The 20793-nt window shown below is 64.3% G+C and carries 20 protein-coding genes; 10 read left to right on the forward strand and 10 right to left on the reverse strand.

Going from position 1 to position 20793, the window contains the following annotated elements; all coding sequences use genetic code 11:
* Positions 1-3154: CheR family methyltransferase (locus AXW67_RS27970; RefSeq protein WP_145927920.1), on the reverse strand; the 3154-nt coding region annotated here is incomplete at its 3' end.
* Positions 3155-3334: 180 nt separating this feature from the next.
* Here AXW67_RS27970 and AXW67_RS42260 point away from each other — a divergent pair.
* Positions 3335-3544, forward strand: a complete 210-nt coding sequence (locus tag AXW67_RS42260; RefSeq protein ID WP_145927918.1) for a hypothetical protein — start codon at positions 3335-3337, stop codon at positions 3542-3544.
* Here the strand turns inward: AXW67_RS42260 and AXW67_RS27975 are convergent.
* Both AXW67_RS27975 and AXW67_RS27980 read right to left on the reverse strand, forming a co-directional pair.
* Positions 3495-3776: a hypothetical protein gene (locus AXW67_RS27975; protein WP_063680489.1), complete on the reverse strand. Its 282-nt coding sequence runs from the start codon at positions 3774-3776 to the stop codon at positions 3495-3497. The two genes, AXW67_RS42260 and AXW67_RS27975, sit on opposite strands and share 50 nt — an antisense overlap.
* A gap of 11 nt (positions 3777-3787) precedes the next feature.
* Positions 3788-4795, reverse strand: a complete 1008-nt coding sequence (locus tag AXW67_RS27980; protein ID WP_063680490.1) for a chemotaxis protein CheB — start codon at positions 4793-4795, stop codon at positions 3788-3790.
* An 85-nt stretch (positions 4796-4880) separates the two neighbouring features.
* Here AXW67_RS27980 and AXW67_RS27985 point away from each other — a divergent pair, with 85 nt between their 5' ends.
* From AXW67_RS27985 to AXW67_RS28000, 4 genes are all read left to right on the forward strand, one after another.
* Positions 4881-5285: a response regulator gene (locus tag AXW67_RS27985; RefSeq protein WP_063680491.1), complete on the forward strand. Its 405-nt coding sequence runs from the start codon at positions 4881-4883 to the stop codon at positions 5283-5285.
* A gap of 54 nt (positions 5286-5339) precedes the next feature.
* Positions 5340-5543, forward strand: coding sequence for a hypothetical protein (locus tag AXW67_RS27990; protein WP_063680492.1), 204 nt, complete (start codon positions 5340-5342; stop codon positions 5541-5543).
* Between the two features lie 390 nt (positions 5544-5933).
* The gene (locus AXW67_RS27995) at positions 5934-6179 is read left to right on the forward strand and encodes a DUF3551 domain-containing protein (protein WP_063680504.1); all 246 of its coding nucleotides are present in this window, start codon (positions 5934-5936) and stop codon (positions 6177-6179) included.
* Positions 6180-6338: 159 nt separating this feature from the next.
* Positions 6339-6770, forward strand: a complete 432-nt coding sequence (locus AXW67_RS28000) for a hypothetical protein (protein ID WP_063680493.1) — start codon at positions 6339-6341, stop codon at positions 6768-6770.
* Positions 6771-6848: 78 nt separating this feature from the next.
* Here the strand turns inward: AXW67_RS28000 and AXW67_RS28005 are convergent, their stop codons facing one another.
* A complete protein-coding gene (locus AXW67_RS28005) occupies positions 6849-7622 on the reverse strand; it encodes an alpha/beta fold hydrolase (protein ID WP_063680494.1) in 774 nt (257 codons plus the stop codon).
* 155 nt (positions 7623-7777) lie between these two features.
* On the opposite strand from AXW67_RS28005, the gene AXW67_RS28010 reads away from it, so the two are divergent.
* The 3 genes from AXW67_RS28010 (at position 7778) to AXW67_RS28020 (ending at position 11413) form a co-directional block, all read left to right on the forward strand.
* On the forward strand, positions 7778-8428 hold the full coding sequence (locus AXW67_RS28010) for a GntR family transcriptional regulator (RefSeq protein ID WP_063680495.1): 651 nt from the start codon (positions 7778-7780) through the stop codon (positions 8426-8428).
* Entirely contained in the window at positions 8425-9954 is a 1530-nt protein-coding gene (locus tag AXW67_RS28015) for an aldehyde dehydrogenase (RefSeq protein WP_063680496.1), read from the forward strand. The genes AXW67_RS28010 and AXW67_RS28015 overlap by 4 nt, the downstream gene beginning before the upstream one ends.
* A 91-nt stretch (positions 9955-10045) precedes the next feature.
* On the forward strand, positions 10046-11413 hold the full coding sequence (locus tag AXW67_RS28020) for an MFS transporter (RefSeq protein ID WP_063680497.1): 1368 nt from the start codon (positions 10046-10048) through the stop codon (positions 11411-11413).
* A gap of 98 nt (positions 11414-11511) precedes the next feature.
* On the opposite strand, the gene AXW67_RS28025 is transcribed toward AXW67_RS28020, so the two are convergent.
* On the reverse strand, positions 11512-12114 hold the full coding sequence (locus AXW67_RS28025; RefSeq protein WP_027551627.1) for a TetR/AcrR family transcriptional regulator: 603 nt from the start codon (positions 12112-12114) through the stop codon (positions 11512-11514).
* A 201-nt stretch (positions 12115-12315) separates the two neighbouring features.
* Between AXW67_RS28025 and AXW67_RS28030 the strand changes: the two genes are divergently transcribed.
* Positions 12316-13557, forward strand: coding sequence for an efflux RND transporter periplasmic adaptor subunit (locus tag AXW67_RS28030; protein WP_063680498.1), 1242 nt, complete (start codon positions 12316-12318; stop codon positions 13555-13557).
* A 166-nt stretch (positions 13558-13723) separates the two neighbouring features.
* Positions 13724-16912 (forward strand): efflux RND transporter permease subunit, encoded by a 3189-nt coding sequence (locus tag AXW67_RS28035; RefSeq protein WP_063680499.1) that lies wholly within the window; start codon positions 13724-13726, stop codon positions 16910-16912.
* Here AXW67_RS28035 and AXW67_RS28040 read toward each other — a convergent pair.
* The 5 genes from AXW67_RS28040 to AXW67_RS28060 all read right to left on the reverse strand — a co-directional run.
* On the reverse strand, positions 16909-17637 hold the full coding sequence (locus AXW67_RS28040) for a sulfite exporter TauE/SafE family protein (RefSeq protein WP_063680500.1): 729 nt from the start codon (positions 17635-17637) through the stop codon (positions 16909-16911). The two genes, AXW67_RS28035 and AXW67_RS28040, sit on opposite strands and share 4 nt — an antisense overlap.
* Before the next feature lie 15 nt (positions 17638-17652).
* Positions 17653-17877 carry a hypothetical protein gene (locus tag AXW67_RS28045; RefSeq protein ID WP_245315751.1) on the reverse strand — a complete coding sequence of 75 codons (225 nt, stop codon included), beginning with the start codon at positions 17875-17877 and terminating at the stop codon, positions 17653-17655.
* Complete coding sequence (locus tag AXW67_RS28050) at positions 17831-18085, reverse strand: hypothetical protein (protein ID WP_027551632.1); 255 nt, start codon at positions 18083-18085, stop codon at positions 17831-17833. The genes AXW67_RS28045 and AXW67_RS28050 overlap by 47 nt, the downstream gene beginning before the upstream one ends.
* A gap of 232 nt (positions 18086-18317) precedes the next feature.
* The gene (locus AXW67_RS28055) at positions 18318-19436 is read right to left on the reverse strand and encodes a helix-turn-helix transcriptional regulator (RefSeq protein ID WP_063680502.1); all 1119 of its coding nucleotides are present in this window, start codon (positions 19434-19436) and stop codon (positions 18318-18320) included.
* 298 nt (positions 19437-19734) lie between these two features.
* The coding region (locus AXW67_RS28060) for an autotransporter outer membrane beta-barrel domain-containing protein (protein WP_145927880.1) at positions 19735-20793 on the reverse strand (1059 nt) is incomplete at its 5' end.

The following is a 20793-nucleotide window of genomic DNA, read 5'->3' on the forward strand; positions in this document are numbered from 1 at the left end:
CCGCCGTATGGAAAGTACGCTTGCTCAGGGGAATGATGATCGTGCATTGCAGTCCGGGTCCATTGAACGCCATCGTGGTCTGCCCCTTGAACTCGAACGCCAGCGTACGCTCCAGGAGCTCGGTGCCAAAGCCGTTTCGTGACGATGGCGCGACCTGCGGCCCGCCCCGCTCGCGCCATTCGAACACGAGCCCGGCCGGATCGGCGCTCTCATCGATCCGCCAGGATATTTCAATCCGCCCGGTCGGCTGGCTCAAGGCACCGTATTTCAGCGCATTAGTCGCGAGCTCGTGGATGGCGAGCGCAAAGGTCTCCGCGGCCTTCGGCTGGAAACGCACCCTCGGACCGGAAACTCGGACCTGCTCGCCCTCCCTGGCATTGTAGGCCAGCAGCTCCTCGACGACGAGATATTCGAGATCGACGCCGCCCTCGGGATCGCGGGTCACCAGCGCCTGGGTGCGTGCGAAGGCGTTGAGGCGGCCGTCGAGATGAGAGGCGAACTCCTCGACTGTGGCACTCGAATCCGCCGTGCGGCGGGCGATCGAGCGGACCACGCCGAGCGTGTTGCGGACGCGATGCTGAAGCTCGGCGAGCAACAGGCGCTGCCGCTCCTCGGCGCGGGTGATGGCGGTGACGTCGATGAAAGTGATGACGACGCCGGCGATGAAATTGTCGATGCTGCGATAAGGCAGGATGCGCACGATATAGCGCGTGCCGCTGTCCGGCGCGTTCAACTCGCGCTCGGCGCTCGCGAGCGTCCGCAGCACGCGACGGACGTCGTCATACAGCTCCTCGATCGGGATGCGCGCCTTGATGTGGGCGACGGGACGGCCGACGTCGGTTTCGACGAGATGCAGGACCTGTGTGATCGCGGGCGTGAAATTCATCACCCGCAAATCGTTGTCGAGGAACACGGTCGCGATCTGCGTGCTCTCGAGGAAATTCTTGAGGTCGCTGGTGGCGCGCGTCAATTCCTGGACGCGGTGCGCCAGCTCGCCGTTGACGGTGGTCAGCTCCTCGTTGACCGACTGCAATTCCTCGCGCGAGGTCTCGAGCTCCTCATTGGCGGATTGCAGCTCCTCATTGAGCGACTGGTATTCCTCGTTCGAGGATTTCAGCTCCTCGTTGGTGCTCTCCAGCTCCTCGATGGTCGCCTGCAGGCGCTCGCGCGTGGCGCGCAGCTCGCTTTCGAGCCGCTCGACATGCTCGGTGCGCACCAGCGCGTTCGGGTTGTTCTGGTCGGAGTCGATCACGCGGACCGGGCCGTCCTTGAACAGCACGACGAAATTGCGGTGGCCGCCGGCGCCTTCCCGGATCGGCTCGACCGTGATGTCGACGAGGACGCGGTGGCCGTTCACCCCGAGCTGCACCTGCTCGGCATGGGCGGGCTCGTTGGTCTCCGCCGCGCGGCCGAGCGCGGTGCGCAATTCGAGCCTGAGATCGCGATGCACGAGCTGGAGCAGGTCGAGCGTCGCGGTCCCCGCCGTCGGCTCGATGTAGCGCCCGGTACGCCCGGAGAAATGCAGGATCTGGAAATTGTCGTCGGTAATGACATAGGCCGGCGCATAGCGCTCCGCGATGCGCTGCGCGCGACGCTCCAGCCCCACGTCGGGGCCGAACGAGCGCACCGGCGGCACCTCGACCGGTGTCCTGCCCGCAGACGTCGTGATCGGAAATTCCGGCGGCAGCCGCGTCCCGGTCTCGAGCTTCTTGAAGATGCGGGCGCGACGGTCGACCGGGGCGAACAGCTTGGGATGCCGTGTCACGTTCTCGGAATTGCCGAGGAACAGGAAGCGGTCCGCCAGCAGTGCGAAATGGAACAGCGGGATTACCCGGTTCTGCAGTTCGGCGTTGAGATAGATCAGCAGGTTGCGGCAGGAGACGAGGTCGAGCTTGGAGAACGGCGCATCCTTGATGACGTTGTGCTGCGAGAAGATGCACATCTCGCGCAGCTCCTTCACCACGCAATAGGTGTCGCCCTCGCGCACGAACCAGCGCGCGAGGCGCTCGCTGGTCATGTCTGCTTCGATGTTGGTGCGGTAGCGGCCGACGCGTGCCGTCGCCAGCGCCCTCCCGTCGATGTCGGTCGCAAAGATCTGCACCTGCGGCGCGGAATCCAGCCGCGCCATGTGCTCGCGCAGGAGAATGCCGATCGAATAGGCCTCTTCGCCGGTGGCGCAGCCGAGCACCCAGACACGAACCTGCTGGCCCGCACCTCTGCCCTCGAAGATCTTTGGGATGATCTGGTTCTCCAGCACCTCGAATTCGCGCTTGTCGCGGAAGAATTCGGTGACGCCGATCAGGAGGTCGTTGAAGAGATGCTGGGCCTCGTCCCTGTCGTTGCGCAAGAAGTCGACATAGCCGGGAATATCGTCGATCTGGACCACTTGCATGCGCCGCTGCACGCGGCGCAGGAAGGTGTTCTGCTTGTAGCCGTGGAAATCATTGCCGGTCTTGTTGCGCAGGATGTCGGCGATGCGCGACAGCGACGTCGCGGCCGCAGCCAGCACCTCGTCGAATCCCTGCTTCTCCTCGAGGCGCCGCAGATGACGGGCATAGACCTGGATATGCTCGGGGATCTCCTCCGGCGGCAGCACGTAATCGGCGATCGCCGCCGGCGTGTTGCCGTCGAGCTGATGATCGGCATCGTGGCTCACGACCCTTTCGGCGATGGCGAGGCCGCCATGGTCCTTGAGCGTCGCGGTGCCCAGCGTGCCGTCGCCGCCGGTGCCACCCAGGATCACGCCAATCGACTGCTCTGCGCGCTCTTCGGCCAGCGAGACCAGGAAGCTATCGATCGTCGCGCGCTCGCCGGGCGCCTGCTCGGCCTTGCGGATCGTGAAGCGATCGCCCTGGATGGTGGTGATCATCGCCGGCGGGCACAGATAGATCGTGCCGCCCTCGATCACCTGAGCCTCGCCGATGTCGGCAACCTTGCCGCCGTTTGAGCCCTGCACGACCGCGCGCAACCGGGCCCCGTCGAAGCCTTCATGATGCTGAAGCGCCAGCACGATGGCCTGGTCGGCCGCCACGGTCAGCTTGGCGAAGAAACGCTCGATGCTATCCAGGGCGCCGGGCGATGCACCCACCCCGATGATGAGCGGGGCCTTCACCTGACGCTCTCCCTCGACGGACTGGTCGCCGACTTCACTCATGGCCCGGTAGCTTTCACTGCTGGCGGAAGCAACGCGCGCCCGCTCTCTGCAAATAGCAGAAACTGATGTTATCCCAACAGGTCAGTGGGGGAAATGTAATGCTCAGTTCCATGCGGCGGTGCGAGCGTTGTCAGCCCCGGCCGGAGGGTCCATACTCGCCCGGTCCCACAGGAGCCCGCGATGCAGATCTCGGAAGAGCTCGCGGCGCTGATCCGGCGAGCCGAGGGCGCCACCGCGACCGCCCGCCGGCTGCTCGACGAGAACTACCGCTGGCGCTGCAGCGTCGAGCGGCAGCTCGACTACATGTTCGAGTTGGGTGCGGAATTCAGGAGACCGTCGGTTAGCCGCCCTTTGGCAGGGGTGGATCAACCTGCTGACGAAGATAGATGACGCGTTGCTCGATCAGGGTGCGGTGGCGCTCCCACTCGACCAGGGTCTGCTTGAGCAGGTCGACCAGCCGTTCCGCCTGGCATATGTCGTGGCCGTCGGCCTGAAGGTCACGCACCCGCTCCTCCTGGTCGCGCAGCCGCTGCCAGCCCTCCTCGATATCCCGGTCCGCCTTGATGAGAAGGCGCTGCTCGGCCTTGAGTTGCTCGGTGCGTTCGGCAAGGGACAGGGCCATGGCGGGAGCCTTCAAGCTTCCTGTTTGCGAACCGGAGGATCAAGCGAGTGTAGCACGACGCGCCGGATCATGTCGGCATATTCGCGATATTCGGCGGCCCGCGTCTCGTACATCTCGGCGACGGCAGGCCGGCCGCTGCGACGGCCGTCCGAGGCCATGCGCTGCACCAGCTCCGCGCGCTCCTCGATGATGCGCAGCGCGACGCGCAGGGCTTCGTCGACGCGCCCTTCCTGCTCCTTGGCAAGCGCATCTGCCGTGTAGGCGTGACCGACCTGGCAGCGAAAGCGCATCGGGCGCGGCTCCTTGATCTCGGACAAGACACCTCCACAGGCCGGACAGGTCAGCGCAACGGGATCGGCCAGTGAAAGGAGGTTGTCGCTGCCGATCCGGTCGCCGGCCGCGATCTCGACCTCGAGCTTGATCTCGGGCGGGATCGGCAGCCTCGCTCCCGGCGGCTCCCTGACGAGTTCGGACAGGACGTCCCCCATGCTGGCGCCGGGAACGCAGAGATCGATGGTTGTCGCCTGCAGGGCGCGTCGCGGCATCTCGTCAGCGATGGCATCCGACGGGTCCTGCACGACGGTCATTCCGCCGCAGCGCTTGATGGCATTGAGGCCGGCGGCGCCATCGGACAACAGACCGCTCAAGAGCACGCCGATCACGCGCGGACCGTGATGCAGCGCGGCCGAGCGAAACAGCGCATCGATCGCCGGCCGTACCATGTTCTCGCGCGGACCGCGCCCGAGGAACACGCGATTCTCGGACAGCAGCAGATGATGGTCCGGCGCCGCCAGATAGATCTGACCGGGCTCGATCTTCATGCCGTTCTCGGCCTGCCGCACCGGAAGCTTGCCGGCACCGCTGACCACCGTCGAGAGGATGCCTATGCCCTGGGCCGGTATGTGCAACACGATGAATATTGCGGCCGGCAGGTCCGCAGGCAGACGGCTCAATATCTGCTTCAGGGGCGGCGTTGCTCCGGCCGAGCCCCCGATGACGATGATGTCGCGGTTGCTCATGGAACCCACCTCCAATTACGTCGTTTGAACCAAGGCGGCTAACCGTCTTATGTTCCTGTCTGTTTGGAGGACCCGCGGAGGGACCATGTCCGTATCGCCCATGTTGCATCGTCAGCGCGCGGTGCTGACGGGTCGCCGGATTCTCGTGGTCGAGGACGAATATTTCCTCGCCGATGACATCGGCAGGACGCTGCGCGCGTTCGGGGCCGAAGTTGCCGGGCCCGTCGGCCATATCGAGGACGCGATCGGGATCCTGAACGACGGCGGCATCCTGGATGCGGCCGTGCTCGACGTGAACATTCGCTCGGAGATGATCTTCCCGGTTGCGCGCGAGCTCAGGACACGCGAGGTGCCGTTCGTGTTCACCTCCGGCTATGACAGGATCACCATCGGCACGGAATTTGAGGACGTGCCGCTCTGGGAGAAGCCGATCGATATCGTGGCGATGGCCCGGAACCTGGCTGCGATCATTGGCGATCGGCAGACCTGACGCGCGACGAGGCGCCGTCACCGACCCGCAAATGGAAATCTGAAGAGACGCTCGATGATCTACTCACCGAATTCCGCGATCGACGCACAGCTGCTGACCCAATCGCGCGAGCTGGTTCACAAGGCGCTGAAGCTGCTGCGCAACAGCGACCATCTCGTGAGCGGGCTGCGTCTGCGCGACGAGTTGAGCCGCGAAATCCCGCGCGGCGAAGGTGATCGTTCGGACATGACGCCAGACCTGAGACTCACGGCAAATTGACCGTCAGAACAGATGCACGAAGGTGAGCCGGGCGGTCACCGCCAGGCATGGGATCACCGCGGCATAGGGCAGCGCGATGCGCAAGATTGGTCTGCCCGCCGGTCAGTCCAGCATCATCCACACGATCGCCACCGTCATCACGATAAATCCCGTGATCGCGGTCGCGACAAAGGCCTGCTCGATGCGATCCATCGCCATCGCAGCCCCCGTTTCCAGCCCGTCCAGTCTGATGGGCCGGCGAGCCGCGCGCATTAGGCTATGTGAATCGCCACCGTTGCTTTTCGGAAGGGGCGGCTTGTCGCGATAGGGCCGCGCGGCGGGACGGGCGGGAACACGCCCGACGGAACCAGGTTGATGTTCCGCGATCTGCTCAAACCACGGGAGTGGTCCGTGCCAAGACTTTCAGTCCTCGCCTGCTTCATCCTAGCGCTCAGCGCGTTCGCCGGATCGGCGCCTGCCCATGCCCAGGATTATCCCTGGTGCGTCCAGGGCAAGGGCGTCGGCTATCCCGGCGACTGCAGCTACAGCACACGGGCGCAATGCCTGGCATCGGCGTCGGGGCCCAACGTCGGCTGCGGCCTGAACCCGCGCGTCGCATACGGCCTGCAGCGCCGAGGCCGCGATTATCGCTACTGACGCGTAAGACACGGGCCAGCCGGGCGCAGCCGCCGTGCGCCGCGACGCATCTACTCCTCGAACATCGAGGTTCGCCCAATTTCCGCGCGTTGTGGCGAACAAGATGATGACCGTTGCCCCCGCATCCGACGGCTGCGACTGATCGAGGAGGAACCGCCGATGACAAGCCGGCTGCCGCTTCAGCTCACCTCGATCCTCATCACCCTCGTCAACCTCGCCATCCTTCTGACGATTGTCGGCATATTCGCCGCTCGGGAGCGTGCTGTCGCCGCCCCTTCCGCAGCGCCCGATGGCATCCTTCGCGGCCGCGGTCTCCAGATCGTGGATGACCAGGGCAAGATCCGCGCGAGCATCTCGATCCATCCAGCCACGACGCAACCGGACGGCTCGACCTATCCCGAGACGGTGCTGCTGCGGATGATCACGTCGCAAGGACGGCCCGTGGTGAAGATTGCCTCAAGCGAGGACGGCAGCGGCATGGCGCTTTCCGCGGCGGAGGGGCTCGCCTATGTGCAGCTTCAGGCGCGCGGCGGCAATCCGAGAGCCGTCATCGTCGACGGCGCCGGCAAGGAGATTTCGAAACTGCCGTGACGTCGGCGCTGATGGCTTCCTCCGAGGGACATCTGCAGCAGTAGCAGGCGATGTGGATTCGGATCCCGGCTTGGAAACTCAGAGCAAGAATCCCCTCATGGCTCCGAGAAATTGTCGCGGCGACTGAAGCTGCGGCACGTGTGCGCAACCTGGAATGATCTTGATTTCGGCGCGCGGCAAGCCGGCGGCCAACTCATGTGACATCGGCGGAGGTGTCGCTTCGTCGTGTTCACCGACCAGGACGAGAACCGGGACTTTTACCCCGGCGAGTTCGGGGCGCAGATCCAGGCTTGCCAACGCGTCGCACGCGGCGCGAAACACGTTTGGATCCGTCCGCAGAAACGCTTCACGGCGCCCCCGCATCAACTCCGGATGCTGCTCCTGAAACTCGGGCGCGAACAGGCGCCGCATCGCGACATCAGTGATCGCTTCAAGCCCCTTCTCGCGAGATACCCTCGCCATGTTGCGGAACGCCTCGCGGCCGGGCTCCGAGAAAGCTGCGCCGCAATCGGCGAGGATGAGCTTGCCGGCGATCTCCGGGTGGCGAATGACCATCTGCAAGGCGACGAACCCGCCATAGCCATTGCCGAGCACGATCGTCGGCGCGCCCGCTGCAGCATCTTTCACGGCCTCTGCCATCCGGTCCGCGACCGCGACAAGTCCGCCTTCCACCGCATGTGAACGGCCGAACCCCGGCAGCTCCGGCACTATGGTCCGAAACGATTTCTCCAGCTCGGGCACGATCGCATCGAAACTCGCACGATCCGACAACAGCGAGTGAAAGAGGAAAAGCGGCGCCCCCTCGCCCGATTGCGCTGCGTTGACGGTCCCGTTGGCAAGAAGCCTGTCCATGTCCGGTCTTTCCTAGACTGCGTCGGTCGGATCACGCGCAACTGCGTGCCCTGAACCGGCGATTGATAAATCAAATCTTCCGGATTTCAAGCATTTGACACTTGACGTGATATTTCACAATAGCAATATTGGAGCCACGGAGGCCTTCCAGAGTCATGCTTTTGCGCGAAAATATCTATGATCTCCTTAGAGCTGATATTTTAGCATGTCGCCTCGCGCCGGGCGATGAAATGCGAGAGCAGGATCTGGCCGAGCGTTATTCGGTGAGCCGGCAGCCGGTCCGCGATGCGCTCTTGAGGCTGCAGCGCGAGCACCTCGTGACGGTGCAGCCGCGCCAGGGCTATCGGGTCACCCCGATCTCGCTCTCCGACGCTCGCGACCTGCTGCGCTTCCGCCTCGCGCTGGAGCCCGCCTGCGTCGCCGAGGCGATCGAGAGTGCTCCTGACAGCGTCTTGAAATCGCTCGACGAATTTCGCCGCTTCTCCGGCAGCCACGAAGACTTCATCGCCTACAACCGCGGCTTCCACACTGCGCTGGCGCATGCGTCCGGCAATCGCCGCATGGCGGCGGCGCTGTGCGACCTGATTGGCCAGGCCGACCGGCTGGTCCGCGTCAGCGTGTCCAATCTCAGAGGGCACGATCCGGCGAAGCTCGTCGCCGAGCACGTCGCCCTGATCGAGGCCATGCAGCGGCGCGAGGTTCGAACCGCGACGCGCATCATCAAGGCCCACATCGCGGCCACCGAAAAACGCGTCCTGCCGGCGCTTAAACGTAACGCCGTCATCGTTGAAGAGAGGTCATCATGAACATTCCGTCGAAACCCGCGTCCATCGACGTCGAAATCCACGGCAACTTCATTGATGGGCGTGAAGTCGAAGCCGGGAACGGCGCATTGCTGGACATCCGCAATCCCGCCACCGGCGACGTCATCGCCCGAATTCCCAACTCGACCGCCGAAGACATCGACCGCGCGATGAAGAGCGCGCGTGCGGCGTTCGAAGGCAAGGCATGGGGCGGCATGGACACGCGCACGCGTGCCAAGCTGATCAACAGGCTGGCCGATGCCTTCGAGGCCAACCTCGACAGCCTGTACCGGCTGGAAACCCTCAACAACGGCCGCCCGGTCAACGAGACCCGCGCGCAGCTCTCCCGCCTGCCCGATTTCTTCCGCTACTTTGCCGGCCTCGCGCTCGCGCGCCGCGACTCCGTGATCCCCGTCGAGGGCGCGTATCTGAACTACACGCTCCGCACCCCCATCGGCATCGTCGCCAACTGCACGCCGTTCAATCACCCTCTCATGATCCTGTGCAAGTCGCTCGCCGTGGTGCTGGCGACCGGATGCGTCACCGTGGTCAAACCGTCGGAATACACGCCGTTGACGACGTTGAAGCTCGCGAAGATCTTCACCGAAGCCGGCCTGCCGCCCGGCGTCTTCAATATCGTGCTGGGGCTAGGCCAGAACGCCGGCAAGATGCTGGCCGAGCATGGCGACATCGACAAGCTGGTCTTGACCGGCGGCACCGAGGCAGGTCGCATCGCCGGCAGCGCGGCCGCGAAGGTGTTTGCGCATCAAACCATGGAGCTCGGCGGCAAGACGCCGGTGATGGTGTTCGACGATTTCGACGTCGACCGCGCCGTCAACTATGCCGCGTTCGGCGCCTTCATCGGCGCTGGACAAACCTGCGTCTGCGCCTCGCGCCATATCGTTCAGGCCACGATCTATGACGAATTCGTCGAGAAGCTGAAGGCGAAGACCCGCACCATCCGCATCGGCGATCCCTTCGATCCGAGCACGCAATTGGGGCCGGTCATCTCGGCCCGGCAACGCGACCGTGTGCTCACCTATTCCCGCTACGGTCACGAAGACGGCGCGCGTCTCGTCACCGGGGGTGTTGCCGCGAAGGTACCGGGCCATGACAACGGCTATTTCGTCGAGCCGACCGTCTTCGCCGACGTCAAATCCGACATGCGCATCTTCCAGGAGGAAGTGTTCGGGCCGTTCACCTCGGTGACGCCGTTCAAGGACGAGGCAGATGCGCTGCGACTTGCCAACGACTCGCCCTTCGGCCTCGCCGCAGCAATTCGTACCCGCGATGTCGCCCGAGCTCATCGTGTGGCCGCCGCCGTCAAGGCCGGCATCGTCTGGATCAACGACCACCACCGGCTCGATCCGGCCTCACCCTGGGGCGGCGTCGACGACTCCGGCATCGGCCGCGAATGTGGCAGCGAGAGCTTCGACGACCACTTCAACACCAAGAGCGTGATGGTCGCGACCCATGAACAGCCGTTCGACTGGTATCGCGACACGGCCAGTCAGCGGCGGCTGAACTAGCAGACTTGCAGGCCAGCAGAACAGCAAGCGGCCTACCGCCCACAGAAGGCGGGGCCGCATCAACGAGGATAACGGGCAAGGGAGAGCGTATATGTCGACATCGGTGAACGCAGGCAGTCGTCTTGATCGGCTTCCGATCGGGCCATTCCATCGCCGCATCATGCTGCTGATCGGCATCGGAATGTTTTTTGACGGGTTCGACATCTACATCGCCGGGACCGTGCTCAGTGTGACGCTGAAAACGGGCTTTTCGACGCTCGCTCAGAACGCGGCTTTCATCTCGGCGACTTTTGTCGGCATGATGCTGGGATCGTTCGGCACCGGTTTCCTCGGCGACCGCTACGGGCGCCGATTTACGTATCAATTCAATTTGCTCCTTTTCGGCATCGCCTCCCTTGCTGCGGCGTTCGCTCCGAACATGGCCTTCCTCATCGCCTGCCGTTTCGTGATGGGCGTCGGGCTCGGCGCGGAGAACGTCGTCGGCTATTCGACGATGACTGAATTCGTGCCTGCCCGCACGCGCGGCAAATGGCTCGGCTTCACGGCCGTGTGCGTCGTGACGGGCCTGCCCGTGGCGCTGCTGGTCGCATCGGTGCTCGTGCCGCAATTTGGCTGGCGCTCCATGTTCGTACTCGGCGGCATCGGCGCGCTCGTCGTGTGGTACATGCGCAAGTCGCTACCGGAATCGCCGCGATGGCTGGAAGCCGTGGGACGCACCGCCGAAGCAGAAGCGCTGATGCAAGCCATCGAGAAGGAGGCGGCCCAGGGTCGGCCCCTGCCCGCTCCCGCGGTCACAACACCGGTCCCGGTCTCCCCCGATCTCGGCACGTTGTTCACCGCTCCTCTGCTGTCGCGGATGATCGTCGGTGCCATCTGCCTGATCACGATCAACACCCTGCTCTACGGCTTCGTGACCTGGCTGCCCGTGTTCTTCGTCAAGCAAGGGCTTTCGATTGCGACATCGTTCGGCTATTCGCTGCTGATGGCACTCGGTGCGCCGATCGGCTCGGCCATCGGCGCGTTGACCGCCGACCGCTGGGGCCGAAAGCCGACCATCATTGGCGCGTCCATGATCTCAGTGATGCTCGGAATCCTCTACCCGATGATCTCGGATCCGATCCTGCTGCCGGCCGTGGGGTTCGCGTTGACCGTGCCGATCTACGTGCTGGTCGCCATCCTGTTCGGCGTCTACATTCCCGAGCTGTTTCCGACCGAGGTCCGCCTGCGCGCTTCCGGCATCGTGAATACGCTGGGGCGCGGCGCCACGATCGTCACACCGTTCCTCGTTGTGTCGCTGTTCGAGTCGCGCGGCGTGGCAGGCGTCATGGCGCTGATGATCGGCTTGCTGGTGCTGCAGATCATCACGGTCTGGGCACTCGGCATCGAGCCTCGACATCGCAGCCTCGAGGAGCTCAAGGCCGAAGAATCCGCTTCGCCAGTCCTCAGCGAAGCTTCCTGAGGGATCTCCTGGGGTCTTTGCTCAGCTCTTATCACACTGCGGACCCTCCGATGCCTGCATCGGAGCGTCACGTTTTTCCTGCGCCCGCTGATAGCGACCTACTCTCGCCCCGACTGCGCCTCGACCGCTTGCACGGCGACGCTCGCGACTTGCCGCAGCGCCTCGCGGTCGGCGCCTGAGGACGCCATCACGCCCATGCCGACGGCGACGGCCGAGACGTAGCGTGCGAGCGCTGCGGGGTCTGACGTCTCCTTGAGATCGCCTTCGGCCTTGGCGCGGATGAAGCGATCGCGGAGTTGGTCTTCGTTCTGGGCGCGGCGGGCGGCGAGCTCGAACGGGACATTCTCGGAGCCGGTGCCGCAGGCGATGCCGCCTTGCACGAGCAGGCAGCCGGGCGGATTGGCGGGATCGGTCTGCTTCTCGGCGATGCCCATCAGCATGCGCTCGGCGACCTCGCGGGCGGTCGGGGCGGCCACCACCTCTTCCATCCAGGCACCGCGCAGCTTGGTGTAGCGGTCGAGCGCGGCCTTCAGCAGCCCTTCCTTGTTGCCGAAGCAGGCATAAAGGCTCGGAGGGTTGATGCCCATGGCCTCGGTGAGCTGGGCGATCGTGGCGCCCTCATAGCCATGGCGCCAAAACACTTCCATCGCCTGGTCCAACGCTGCATCTGCGTCGAATCCACGGGGGCGTCCCATGGCCATGTGCCTATCTCCTCGGAATTCGCGTTCTACCTGAGGCTCAACGCCAAATCCTATCTATTTGTTCTAGCTTTATTTTTTCTTGCGTCTTCCAACTTTCGCACTCGGCGGCTACGATTTTCGTAGTGAATGGTACATAAGTATCTTGCACTGCGGCGTCCAGCTCCACATCTGTAGCGAACACTACAAATCTGGAGCGCGCAAATGCCCCCGTCCCCCAACACCCGTACCGCCCATTTAAGACGCCTTCTTGGCGGCATCGCCGTTGTCGGCGCCCTGGCGACGGCCGGTTCGATCGCAACCGGCCGCTATTTTCATGCAGCACAGGCGACCTCAGCGGCCGCCACGGCCGAGCAAGCCGTATCCGTCACAGTCGCCCTGATCGAGCCACGGCAAACCGTGCTGTGGGACGATTTCTCCGGACGGTTAGAGGCCATCAACCGCGTCGAGCTCCGCCCGCGCGTGGCCGGCGCGATCCTCGCGACCAACTTCACCGAGGGCGCGCTGGTGAAGGCCGGCGACGTCCTGTTCAAGATCGATCCGGCGCCCTATGCGGCAGAGGTCGATAAGGCAGCAGCCCAGCTCGAAGCCGCCAAGGCGCGCGTGGTCTTCACCACCAGCGAGGTCGAGCGCGGCGCCCAGCTCGTCGGCAACGCCGTGGTCACGCGGCGCGATTTCGACCAGCGCGAGAACGCCAACCACGAAGCCATCGCCAACGTGAAGGCGGCTGAAGCGACGCTTACGACCGCAAAGCTCAATCTCGACTACACCGAGGTGCGCGCGCCGGTCGACGGTCGCGTCGGCAAGATCGAAGTCACCGTCGGCAATCTCGTCGCCGCCGGCACCGCCTCCCCGGTCCTGACCTCCCTGGTCTCGGTCAACCCGATCTACGCCTCCTTCGATGCTGACGAGGAAGTGGTGCTGCGCGCGCTCAGCTCGATCGCCGATGCCTCCGGCAAGCGCGGCAATCTCGACCAGATCCCGGTCGAGATGACGACCTCCGGCGGGCTCTCGGCAAAGGGCCACATCCAGCTCATCGACAATCAGGTCAACGGCCAGAGCGGCACCATCCGCGTCCGCGCGGTGTTCCGCAACGACGACGGCCGCCTCATCCCCGGCCAGTTCGCCCGCGTGCGCATGGGCCAGCCGAAGCAGCAGACGCTGGTGATGATCGACGAGCGGGCGATCGGCACCGACCAGGACAAGAAGTTCGTGATGGCGGTCTCTGACGACAGCCGAGCCGTCTACCGGCCGATCACGCTCGGCGGCTCGGTCGATGGCCTGCGCATCGTCACCTCGGGCCTGAAGTCCGGCGAGCGCATCGTCGTCAACGGCCTGCAGCGCGTTCGACCAGGCGCCCTCCTCAAGACGGAGGTGGCCACGATGGGCGCGCGCGGATCGCAGCAGGCCTCCAACCACAGCAACCAGGACGTCCTGCAACGCTAGCTACATCATTCCGGGCCGCGCGCGGCGCGAGCTATGGTGCGCACCGCGCACCTGGGAATCTCGAAGTTACTGAACTCCGAAGACATGACTTCCGGATTCCGGGTTCGCGGGCTCAGCCGGCGTCCCGGGATGATGGGAGAGCTGTCTCTCGCGCAGGGGCAAAGCCATGAATCTCTCGAAATTTTTCATCGACCGTCCGATCTTCGCCGGTGTGCTCTCGGTCCTGATTTTCCTTGCGGGCCTGATCTCGTTGTTCGCGATGCCGATCTCGGAATACCCGGACGTCGTGCCGCCCTCCGTCGTGGTGCGCGCGACCTATCCCGGCGCCAATCCCAAGGTGATTGCCGAGACGGTGGCGACGCCGATCGAGGAGCAGATCAACGGCGTCGAGAACATGCTGTACATGTCGAGCCAGGCGACCACCGACGGCGCGATGACGCTGACGGTGACCTTCCGCCTCGGCACCGATCCCGACAAGGCGACGCAGCTCGTGCAGAACCGCGTGCAGCAGGCCGAGCCCCGCCTGCCGGCGGTGGTGCGCCAGCTCGGCATCATCACCAAGAAGTCGTCGCCCGACCTCACCATGGTCGTGCACCTGCTCTCGCCGAACGGCCGCTACGACATGACTTACTTGCGCAACTACGCGGTGCTCAACGTCAAGGACCGGCTGGCGCGGATCGACGGCGTCGGCGACGTCCAGCTCTACGGCGCCGGCGACTATTCGATGCGGGTCTGGGTCGATCCGCAGAAGGCGGCCGAACACGGCCTCACCGCCAGCGACATCGTCAAGGCGATCCAGGCGCAGAACGTCGAGGCCGCCACCGGCGTGGTCGGGTCCTCCCCGAACGTCAAGGGCATCGACCTGCAACTGTCGGTCAATGCCGAGGGCCGGCTCGCGAACGAAGACCAGTTCGGTGACATCGTGGTCAAGACCGGCTCGAAGGGCGAAGTCGTGCGGCTGCGCGACGTCGCCCGCATCGAGCTTGGCGCCTCCGAATACGGCCTGCGCTCGTTGCTCGACAACAAGCAGGCAGTGGCGATCCCGATCTTCCAGGCGCCGGGCTCCAACGCGCTGCAGATCTCCGACCACGTCCGCGCCACCATGGCCGAGATCAAGAAGAACATGCCGGAAGGCGTGACCTACCAGATCGTCTACGACCCCACCCAGTTCGTGCGCTCGTCGATCGAGGCGGTGATCCATACGCTGCTCGAAGCGATCGCGCTGGTGGTTCTGGTCGTGATCCTGTTCCTGCAGACCTGGCGCGCCTCGATCATTCCGCTGCTGGCGGTGCCTGTATCGATCGTCGGCACCTTCGCCGTGATGCATGTCTTCGGCTTCTCCATCAACGCGCTCAGCCTGTTCGGCCTGGTGCTCGCGATCGGCATCGTCGTCGACGACGCCATTGTCGTGGTCGAGAACGTCGAGCGCAACATCGAGGCCGGGCTGTCGCCGCGCGACGCCACCTATCAGGCGATGCGCGAGGTCTCCGGTCCGATCATCGCGATCGCGCTGGTGCTGATCGCGGTGTTCGTGCCGCTCGCCTTCATCTCCGGCCTCACCGGCCAGTTCTACAAGCAGTTCGCGCTGACGATCGCGATCTCGACCGTGATCTCCGCCGTCAACTCGCTGACGCTCTCGCCGGCACTCTCGGCATTACTGCTCAAGGGGCACAACGAGCCGAAGGACCGGCTGACGCTCGTCCTCGAAAAGGCCCTTGGCTGGTTCTTCCGCGGCTTCAACCGCGCCTTCACGCGCTCGTCGGAGAACTACAGCGGCACCGTGACCAAGGTGATCTTCGGCAAGGCCGCGGTCATGGGCCTCTATGTCGTCCTGGTCGGCCTGACCGCTCTGCTGTTCCAGCAGGTGCCGAGCGGCTTCGTGCCCGGTCAGGACAAGCAGTATCTCGTCGGCTTCGCGCGCCTGCCCGACGGCGCGACGCTCGATCGCACCGAAGAGGTGATCCGCAAGATGAGCGACATCGCGCTGACCCAGCCCGGCGTCGAGAGCTCGGTCGCATTCCCAGGCCTGTCGATCTCCGGCTTCACCAACTCCTCCAATGCCGGCATCGTGTTCTCGACGCTGAAGCCGTTCGATGAGCGCAAGGATCCTTCGCTGAGTGGCCCGGCGATCGCCGCCGAGTTGAACAAGAAATATGCCGGCATCCAGGAAGCCTTCATCGCCATGTTCCCGCCGCCGCCGGTCAACGGCCTCGGCACCATCGGCGGCTTCAAGCTCCAGATCGAGGACCGGGCCGGTCTCGGCTATGAGGCGCTGAACGATGCGACCAAGGCGTTCATGGCGGCGATGCAGAAGGCACCGGAGATCGCCGGCGTGTTCTCGAGCTTCCAGGTCAACGTTCCCCAGCTCTTCGCCGACATCGACCGCACCAAGGCGCTGCAGCTTGGCGTCCCTGTGACAGAGGTGTTCAACACGCTGCAGATCTATCTCGGCTCCTACTACGTCAACGACTTCAACAAATTCGGCCGCACCTACTCGGTCTATGTCCAGGCCGATGCACCGTTCCGCGCGCGTGCCGACGACATCAGGCAATTGAAGGTGCGCTCGTCCTCCGGCGACATGGTGCCGCTGTCAGCGCTGCTGAAGATTCGCCAGAGCGCGGGGCCGGAGCGTGCGATCCGCTACAACGGCTTCCTGTCGTCCGACATCAACGCCGCCGCGGCGCCCGGCTATTCCTCCGGCCAGGCACAGGAAGCGGCAACGCGGATCGCGGCGGAAGTGCTGCCGCCCGGCTTTGCCTTCGAATGGACCGACCTGACCTATCAGGAGTTCATCGCCGGCAATTCCGGCATCTGGGTGTTTCCGCTGGCGATCCTGCTCGTGTTCCTCGTGCTCGCCGCGCTCTATGAGAGCCTGACGCTGCCGCTCTCGATCATCATGATCGTGCCGATGGGATTGCTGGCCGCCATGTTCGGCGTCTGGATCTCCAAGGGCGACAACAACGTCTTCACCCAGATCGGTCTGATTGTGCTCGTTGGCCTTTCGGCCAAGAACGCGATCCTGATCGTCGAATTCGCGCGCGAGCTCGAATTCGCGGGACGCTCGCCGATCCGGGCCGCGATCGAGGCGAGCCGGCTGCGGCTGCGTCCGATCCTGATGACGTCGATGGCGTTCATCATGGGCGTCTTGCCGCTGGTGCTCTCGACCGGCGCCGGTTCCGAGATGCGCCGCGCCATGGGCGTGGCGGTGTTCTCCGGCATGATCGGCGTCACCGTATTTGGCCTGTTCCTGACGCCCGTGTTCTATGTGCTGCTCCGCACCGTCACCGGCATGAAGCCGCTGGTGCATCACACCAGCGACACCAGCGCGGCGCCGGTCCAGGGGCTCGGCCACTAGATCAGCGATATCCCGGATACCAACAATAAAACGAGCACGGTCTTGCGAAAGACCGTCTCGTTGACCCGGTGAAAGGCGATCACGCCAAGCGCCGAGCCGGCAAAGAGCGCAGGCAGACTGATCGCGAGGTCGACGAACACCTTCGACGACAGATCCTGGTGTCCGACCAGCAGGACGATCGCGAAGAGCTGCATCGCAGCGATGAACGGCTGGACCAGACCGCGCTGCTCGCTCTTTGGCATGCCGCGCATATCGCACCAGATCGTCGGGATGGCCCCGGGCATGGCCGTCAGCCCACCGACCAGCCCGCCTCCGAACCCGATCAGCGCGACCCAGTGCCGGCCGACGGCTTCACCGGCCGTCACCAGCGTCGGCCGCAGCAGCATGTAGGCTGCATAAAGCGCGACCACGATGCCAAAACCGCGCCTGAGCAGATGCGTATCCGTCGTCTGCAGCAGCGAGACCGCGATGGGAACGCCGATCAGACCGCCGACGATCAGCAGCAGGCTGCCCTCCCAGCGGATGTTGCGGCGGAGCGCCCACAGATTGGTGGCCTGCACGCCGATGCTGCATGCCATCATCAGCGGCACCGCTTCGAGCGGCTGGAACACGCGCAGCAGGATCGCGCCCGCCACGGCCGAGAACGCGAAACCCGAGAGCCCGGAGACGAACGCTCCGGCGAACACGGCAATGCTGAGCAGAATGTTGGTGGAAAAATCGGGCACGATTACGTCCTCCGCTCAGTCGTAGTACGTCTGCGGCACCGGGACGTCGGCGCTCTCGGTGCAGATCGGCGCATTGTGCAGATTCGCCGACGATGGAGACGTCGGCTGTGCGTGAGAGCGCTCCAGCATCGCCAGACCCACCAGCTGCAGAATGACGAGCGCCGCTGTCAGCACCATTGCGACGATATTGGCGTTACGCGCGCTCGAAGGTCTGGCGCTTGTCCGCGCGCTCACGCGCATCAAATCCGTGGGCATTTCCTGAAATTTCCTCTTCATGGCAGACCGGAATGATTTCAATCAAAAGCGATGCGTCATGCGGCGGCTCGAGCAGATGGCGGTATCTCCGCAGCATGCGTCCTGCCTCGATCGATCGCTGCTGGTGCAACGCCGCGATTGCGCGACCGACGATTCTGCGCAGCTTGCGAAGAACATTCGACGGTGTTCGCATGACAATCTCCTTTCAACTGGCGTGAGAGATTGAAGGCGTTGACCCGCGCTGGCTGTGAATCGCTTCACACAGGTCTCGAAACGACTGCACAAGAACTCGTGTGTACGGACTCTTAGGGGAGAACGCCGCAATTCGCGTCATCCAATCGAATGACGCGCGATAACTTTCTAATGATGCTTCTGCTTGAACCAATTGGCGAGTCGCATCGACCAGCCTGTGCCGCGAAAGCGCGTCAGTGAACGAGCGGGTTGGAAAATCCCGCCACGAGCTTGACGAGATCGGCCTGACGAGAAACGCCCGTCTTGGCGAACACACGATGCAGATGCGTCTTCACGGTGGTCTCTGCGATGCCGAGCGCGGCCGCTGTTTCCGGCACGCCGCCGACCTCAACGATCGATTGCAGAACCCGCAGCTCCGAAGAGGTCAACTCGAACGCACGGTCAATGAGGCCAGCACAGGAGCGGGCATCGAGCTCTGCCTTCCAGATGAACAACGCTCCGACCGCTGAGGTTCGCTCCGCTGCACCATCGCGCAGCAGCGACGGCAGCGCGATGACATGTGCGACGTGGTAGGAACCGTCATGCGACATCAGCGGAATTTTCCGGCCGGCAGCCGCCGCCACGGACACCTCTCCCGCGTCACGGAAGATATCGCGCAGGGCCAGATTCGCCTCGGAGGATCTTGCGACGAGCCGCCCGCTGACTGACCGCAGGAAATCATCGGCGGCCAGGATCGTCTCGGCGGCCGGATTGCTGTGAACGATATGGCAGGCTGCATCAAGCAAGATCACGCCGGCATTCAGCCTGTCCACGACTTCAGCAAGCGCGATCGCCCGCTGCTGCTTCCGCTCGACGGCCTGATTGATTAACAGCGCCCGGCTCGCATGCGGAACCAGAAGCTGCATCCGTGCCCGCTTCTCCGCGTCAAGCATTTCCTTGCCGGGGATAACGGTCAGCAACATCGGACAAGGCGACTTCGACCGCTCCAGCACCACGTTCGCCACATCGACACAGCCCTGGGGACGCAACCATTCCTGATAAAAACGTCCACGGCGATACTCGTCGAAATTCACGAGATCGGGGATGTTGCGTACCTCACCGTATCTCGGGAGCCTGGCGAGCGGATCGTACCGGGCGTAGGTTTCGGCATAGAGCTGAATGTAGTGAGGATCGACCCCGCAATAGTAGTGCGTCGCGCCGGACTTGCTGACCGGGTCCTTTGAGATCAAGCCGCAGGCCTGGCTGCCGATGAATGCATTGAGCGAGACGACGACCTCGCTCCATAGCTCGGGGTGGAGGCCAGCGTCATATATTCTCTCGATCAATTCGGAATGTTTTGGAGGTCGGGGCATCGAAAGAGCCAATGGTCAAACATTGAGATGGCGAAATGTTCTTCATGCCCGGCGGCTTCTGTGAGTCTAACACAGGAGCAAAAGGTTCAACTCCGACAGTGATTTACGGATCAGTTGACAGGTAGAATGGAGAATCCCGCCGCGAGCGCGACGAGATCGGCTGGATGCAATGAAACGAACTGCGGTAGCATAGCACAACCACAGCATGCGGCATCCTCCGATCGGAGGATGCCGCCGGCCGGGCGGATGGGGCCCGGCCGGCGGACGTCGCGTTTGAACCGCCAGGGCTGGTGCCGGCTCAGAACGCGACGCGTACCCCGCCCTTGGCGGTGCCGGTGCGGCTCTGGTCGGACATCATCATGCCCTCAACCGCTCCGAACACCGACACGTTCCGGCTGGTGCGGTAGTCGAAGCCGAAGCCGGCCACCGCACCGACGGCGCTGCGGCTGCCCGGCGTCACGAAGGCCAGGTTCTGCCCAATCAGCACCGCGTTGATGGTGGTGTCGCCGACGCGCTGGAGCGCGATCACGCCCCCATGGATGTTGGCCTTGAGCTCGCCGCCGCCAAGGCTCGTCACCCGCGAGAGATCGACCTCGCCGCGCTCTTCAAAGTCCTGCAGCGTGCGGCCGCCGACCGAGAGCCCCTGCGCCGAGCCGGTCTCGCTGTAGCCGTCGAACCGGCCCGCGACGTAGCGCAGCCGCGCGGTCGGCGTGAGCAGATAGCCGTTGCCGATTTCGAGCTTGTAGCCATAGGCGATCTCCGGGCTGACGTACCAGCCACTGTAGTTGGCGGTCGCGGTCTCCATGCCGCCCACCGCGGCGTTGTTGAGCACCAGGCGGCGCGACTTGTTGTCGGCGTTGCCGCCCTGGATCGTGAAGTCGAAGAACTGCGAGACCCATTCGAAGCGACCATAGGCCCCGGCAAACACGTAGTTGGTGTCGACCGATTGCGAGTTGAGATCGACCGAGAGGCCGCCCTGCCCGCCGCCGAGGAAGGCGCCGACCAGCCAGTTCGGCTGCACCTTGCGGTCGATGCCGATCGCCCCGGCCCAGGCCGTGGAAGTCGCGCGCAGGGTCGCGGCGGTCTCGTCCTGGATACGCTGGCCGCCAAAGCTGTTGGCCCAGACCGTGATCGGCGCCGGATCGGTCCAGAGGCTACGTGGTGCCTTGGTAAAGGGACCGGCTTGCGCCGTCTCCGGCGCATAGGCCATCGCCATCATGTTGCTGCCGGCTGCGCCAGTGCCGTTCAGGCGGCCCTGCACCAGCGAGGACACCCCGCCGGTGAAATCCATCAGCGTGCGATCGGTCTGCGCCAGCGCGGTGGGATCGAGTGTTGCGAGCGTGGTGCCGGAGACGAC

The organism is Bradyrhizobium neotropicale, from assembly GCF_001641695.1.
Classification (GTDB): Bacteria; Pseudomonadota; Alphaproteobacteria; order Rhizobiales; family Xanthobacteraceae; genus Bradyrhizobium; species Bradyrhizobium neotropicale.

Bases quoted from the DNA above. Each gene is read 5' to 3' on its own strand.
- AXW67_RS42260 (WP_145927918.1), top strand. From the start codon at position 3,335: ATGCAGATCTCGGAAGAGCTCGCGGCGCTGATCCGGCGAGCCGAGGGC.
- AXW67_RS27975 (WP_063680489.1), bottom strand. From the start codon at position 3,776: ATGGCCCTGTCCCTTGCCGAACGCACCGAGCAACTCAAGGCCGAGCAG.
- AXW67_RS27980 (WP_063680490.1), bottom strand. From the start codon at position 4,795: ATGAGCAACCGCGACATCATCGTCATCGGGGGCTCGGCCGGAGCAACG.
- AXW67_RS27985 (WP_063680491.1), top strand. From the start codon at position 4,881: ATGTCCGTATCGCCCATGTTGCATCGTCAGCGCGCGGTGCTGACGGGT.
- AXW67_RS27990 (WP_063680492.1), top strand. From the start codon at position 5,340: ATGATCTACTCACCGAATTCCGCGATCGACGCACAGCTGCTGACCCAA.
- AXW67_RS28000 (WP_063680493.1), top strand. From the start codon at position 6,339: ATGACAAGCCGGCTGCCGCTTCAGCTCACCTCGATCCTCATCACCCTC.
- AXW67_RS28005 (WP_063680494.1), bottom strand. From the start codon at position 7,622: ATGGACAGGCTTCTTGCCAACGGGACCGTCAACGCAGCGCAATCGGGC.
- AXW67_RS28010 (WP_063680495.1), top strand. From the start codon at position 7,778: ATGCTTTTGCGCGAAAATATCTATGATCTCCTTAGAGCTGATATTTTA.
- AXW67_RS28015 (WP_063680496.1), top strand. From the start codon at position 8,425: ATGAACATTCCGTCGAAACCCGCGTCCATCGACGTCGAAATCCACGGC.
- AXW67_RS28020 (WP_063680497.1), top strand. From the start codon at position 10,046: ATGTCGACATCGGTGAACGCAGGCAGTCGTCTTGATCGGCTTCCGATC.
- AXW67_RS28025 (WP_027551627.1), bottom strand. From the start codon at position 12,114: ATGGCCATGGGACGCCCCCGTGGATTCGACGCAGATGCAGCGTTGGAC.
- AXW67_RS28030 (WP_063680498.1), top strand. From the start codon at position 12,316: ATGCCCCCGTCCCCCAACACCCGTACCGCCCATTTAAGACGCCTTCTT.
- AXW67_RS28035 (WP_063680499.1), top strand. From the start codon at position 13,724: ATGAATCTCTCGAAATTTTTCATCGACCGTCCGATCTTCGCCGGTGTG.
- AXW67_RS28045 (WP_245315751.1), bottom strand. From the start codon at position 17,877: ATGCGCGTGAGCGCGCGGACAAGCGCCAGACCTTCGAGCGCGCGTAAC.
- AXW67_RS28050 (WP_027551632.1), bottom strand. From the start codon at position 18,085: ATGCGAACACCGTCGAATGTTCTTCGCAAGCTGCGCAGAATCGTCGGT.
- AXW67_RS28055 (WP_063680502.1), bottom strand. From the start codon at position 19,436: ATGCCCCGACCTCCAAAACATTCCGAATTGATCGAGAGAATATATGAC.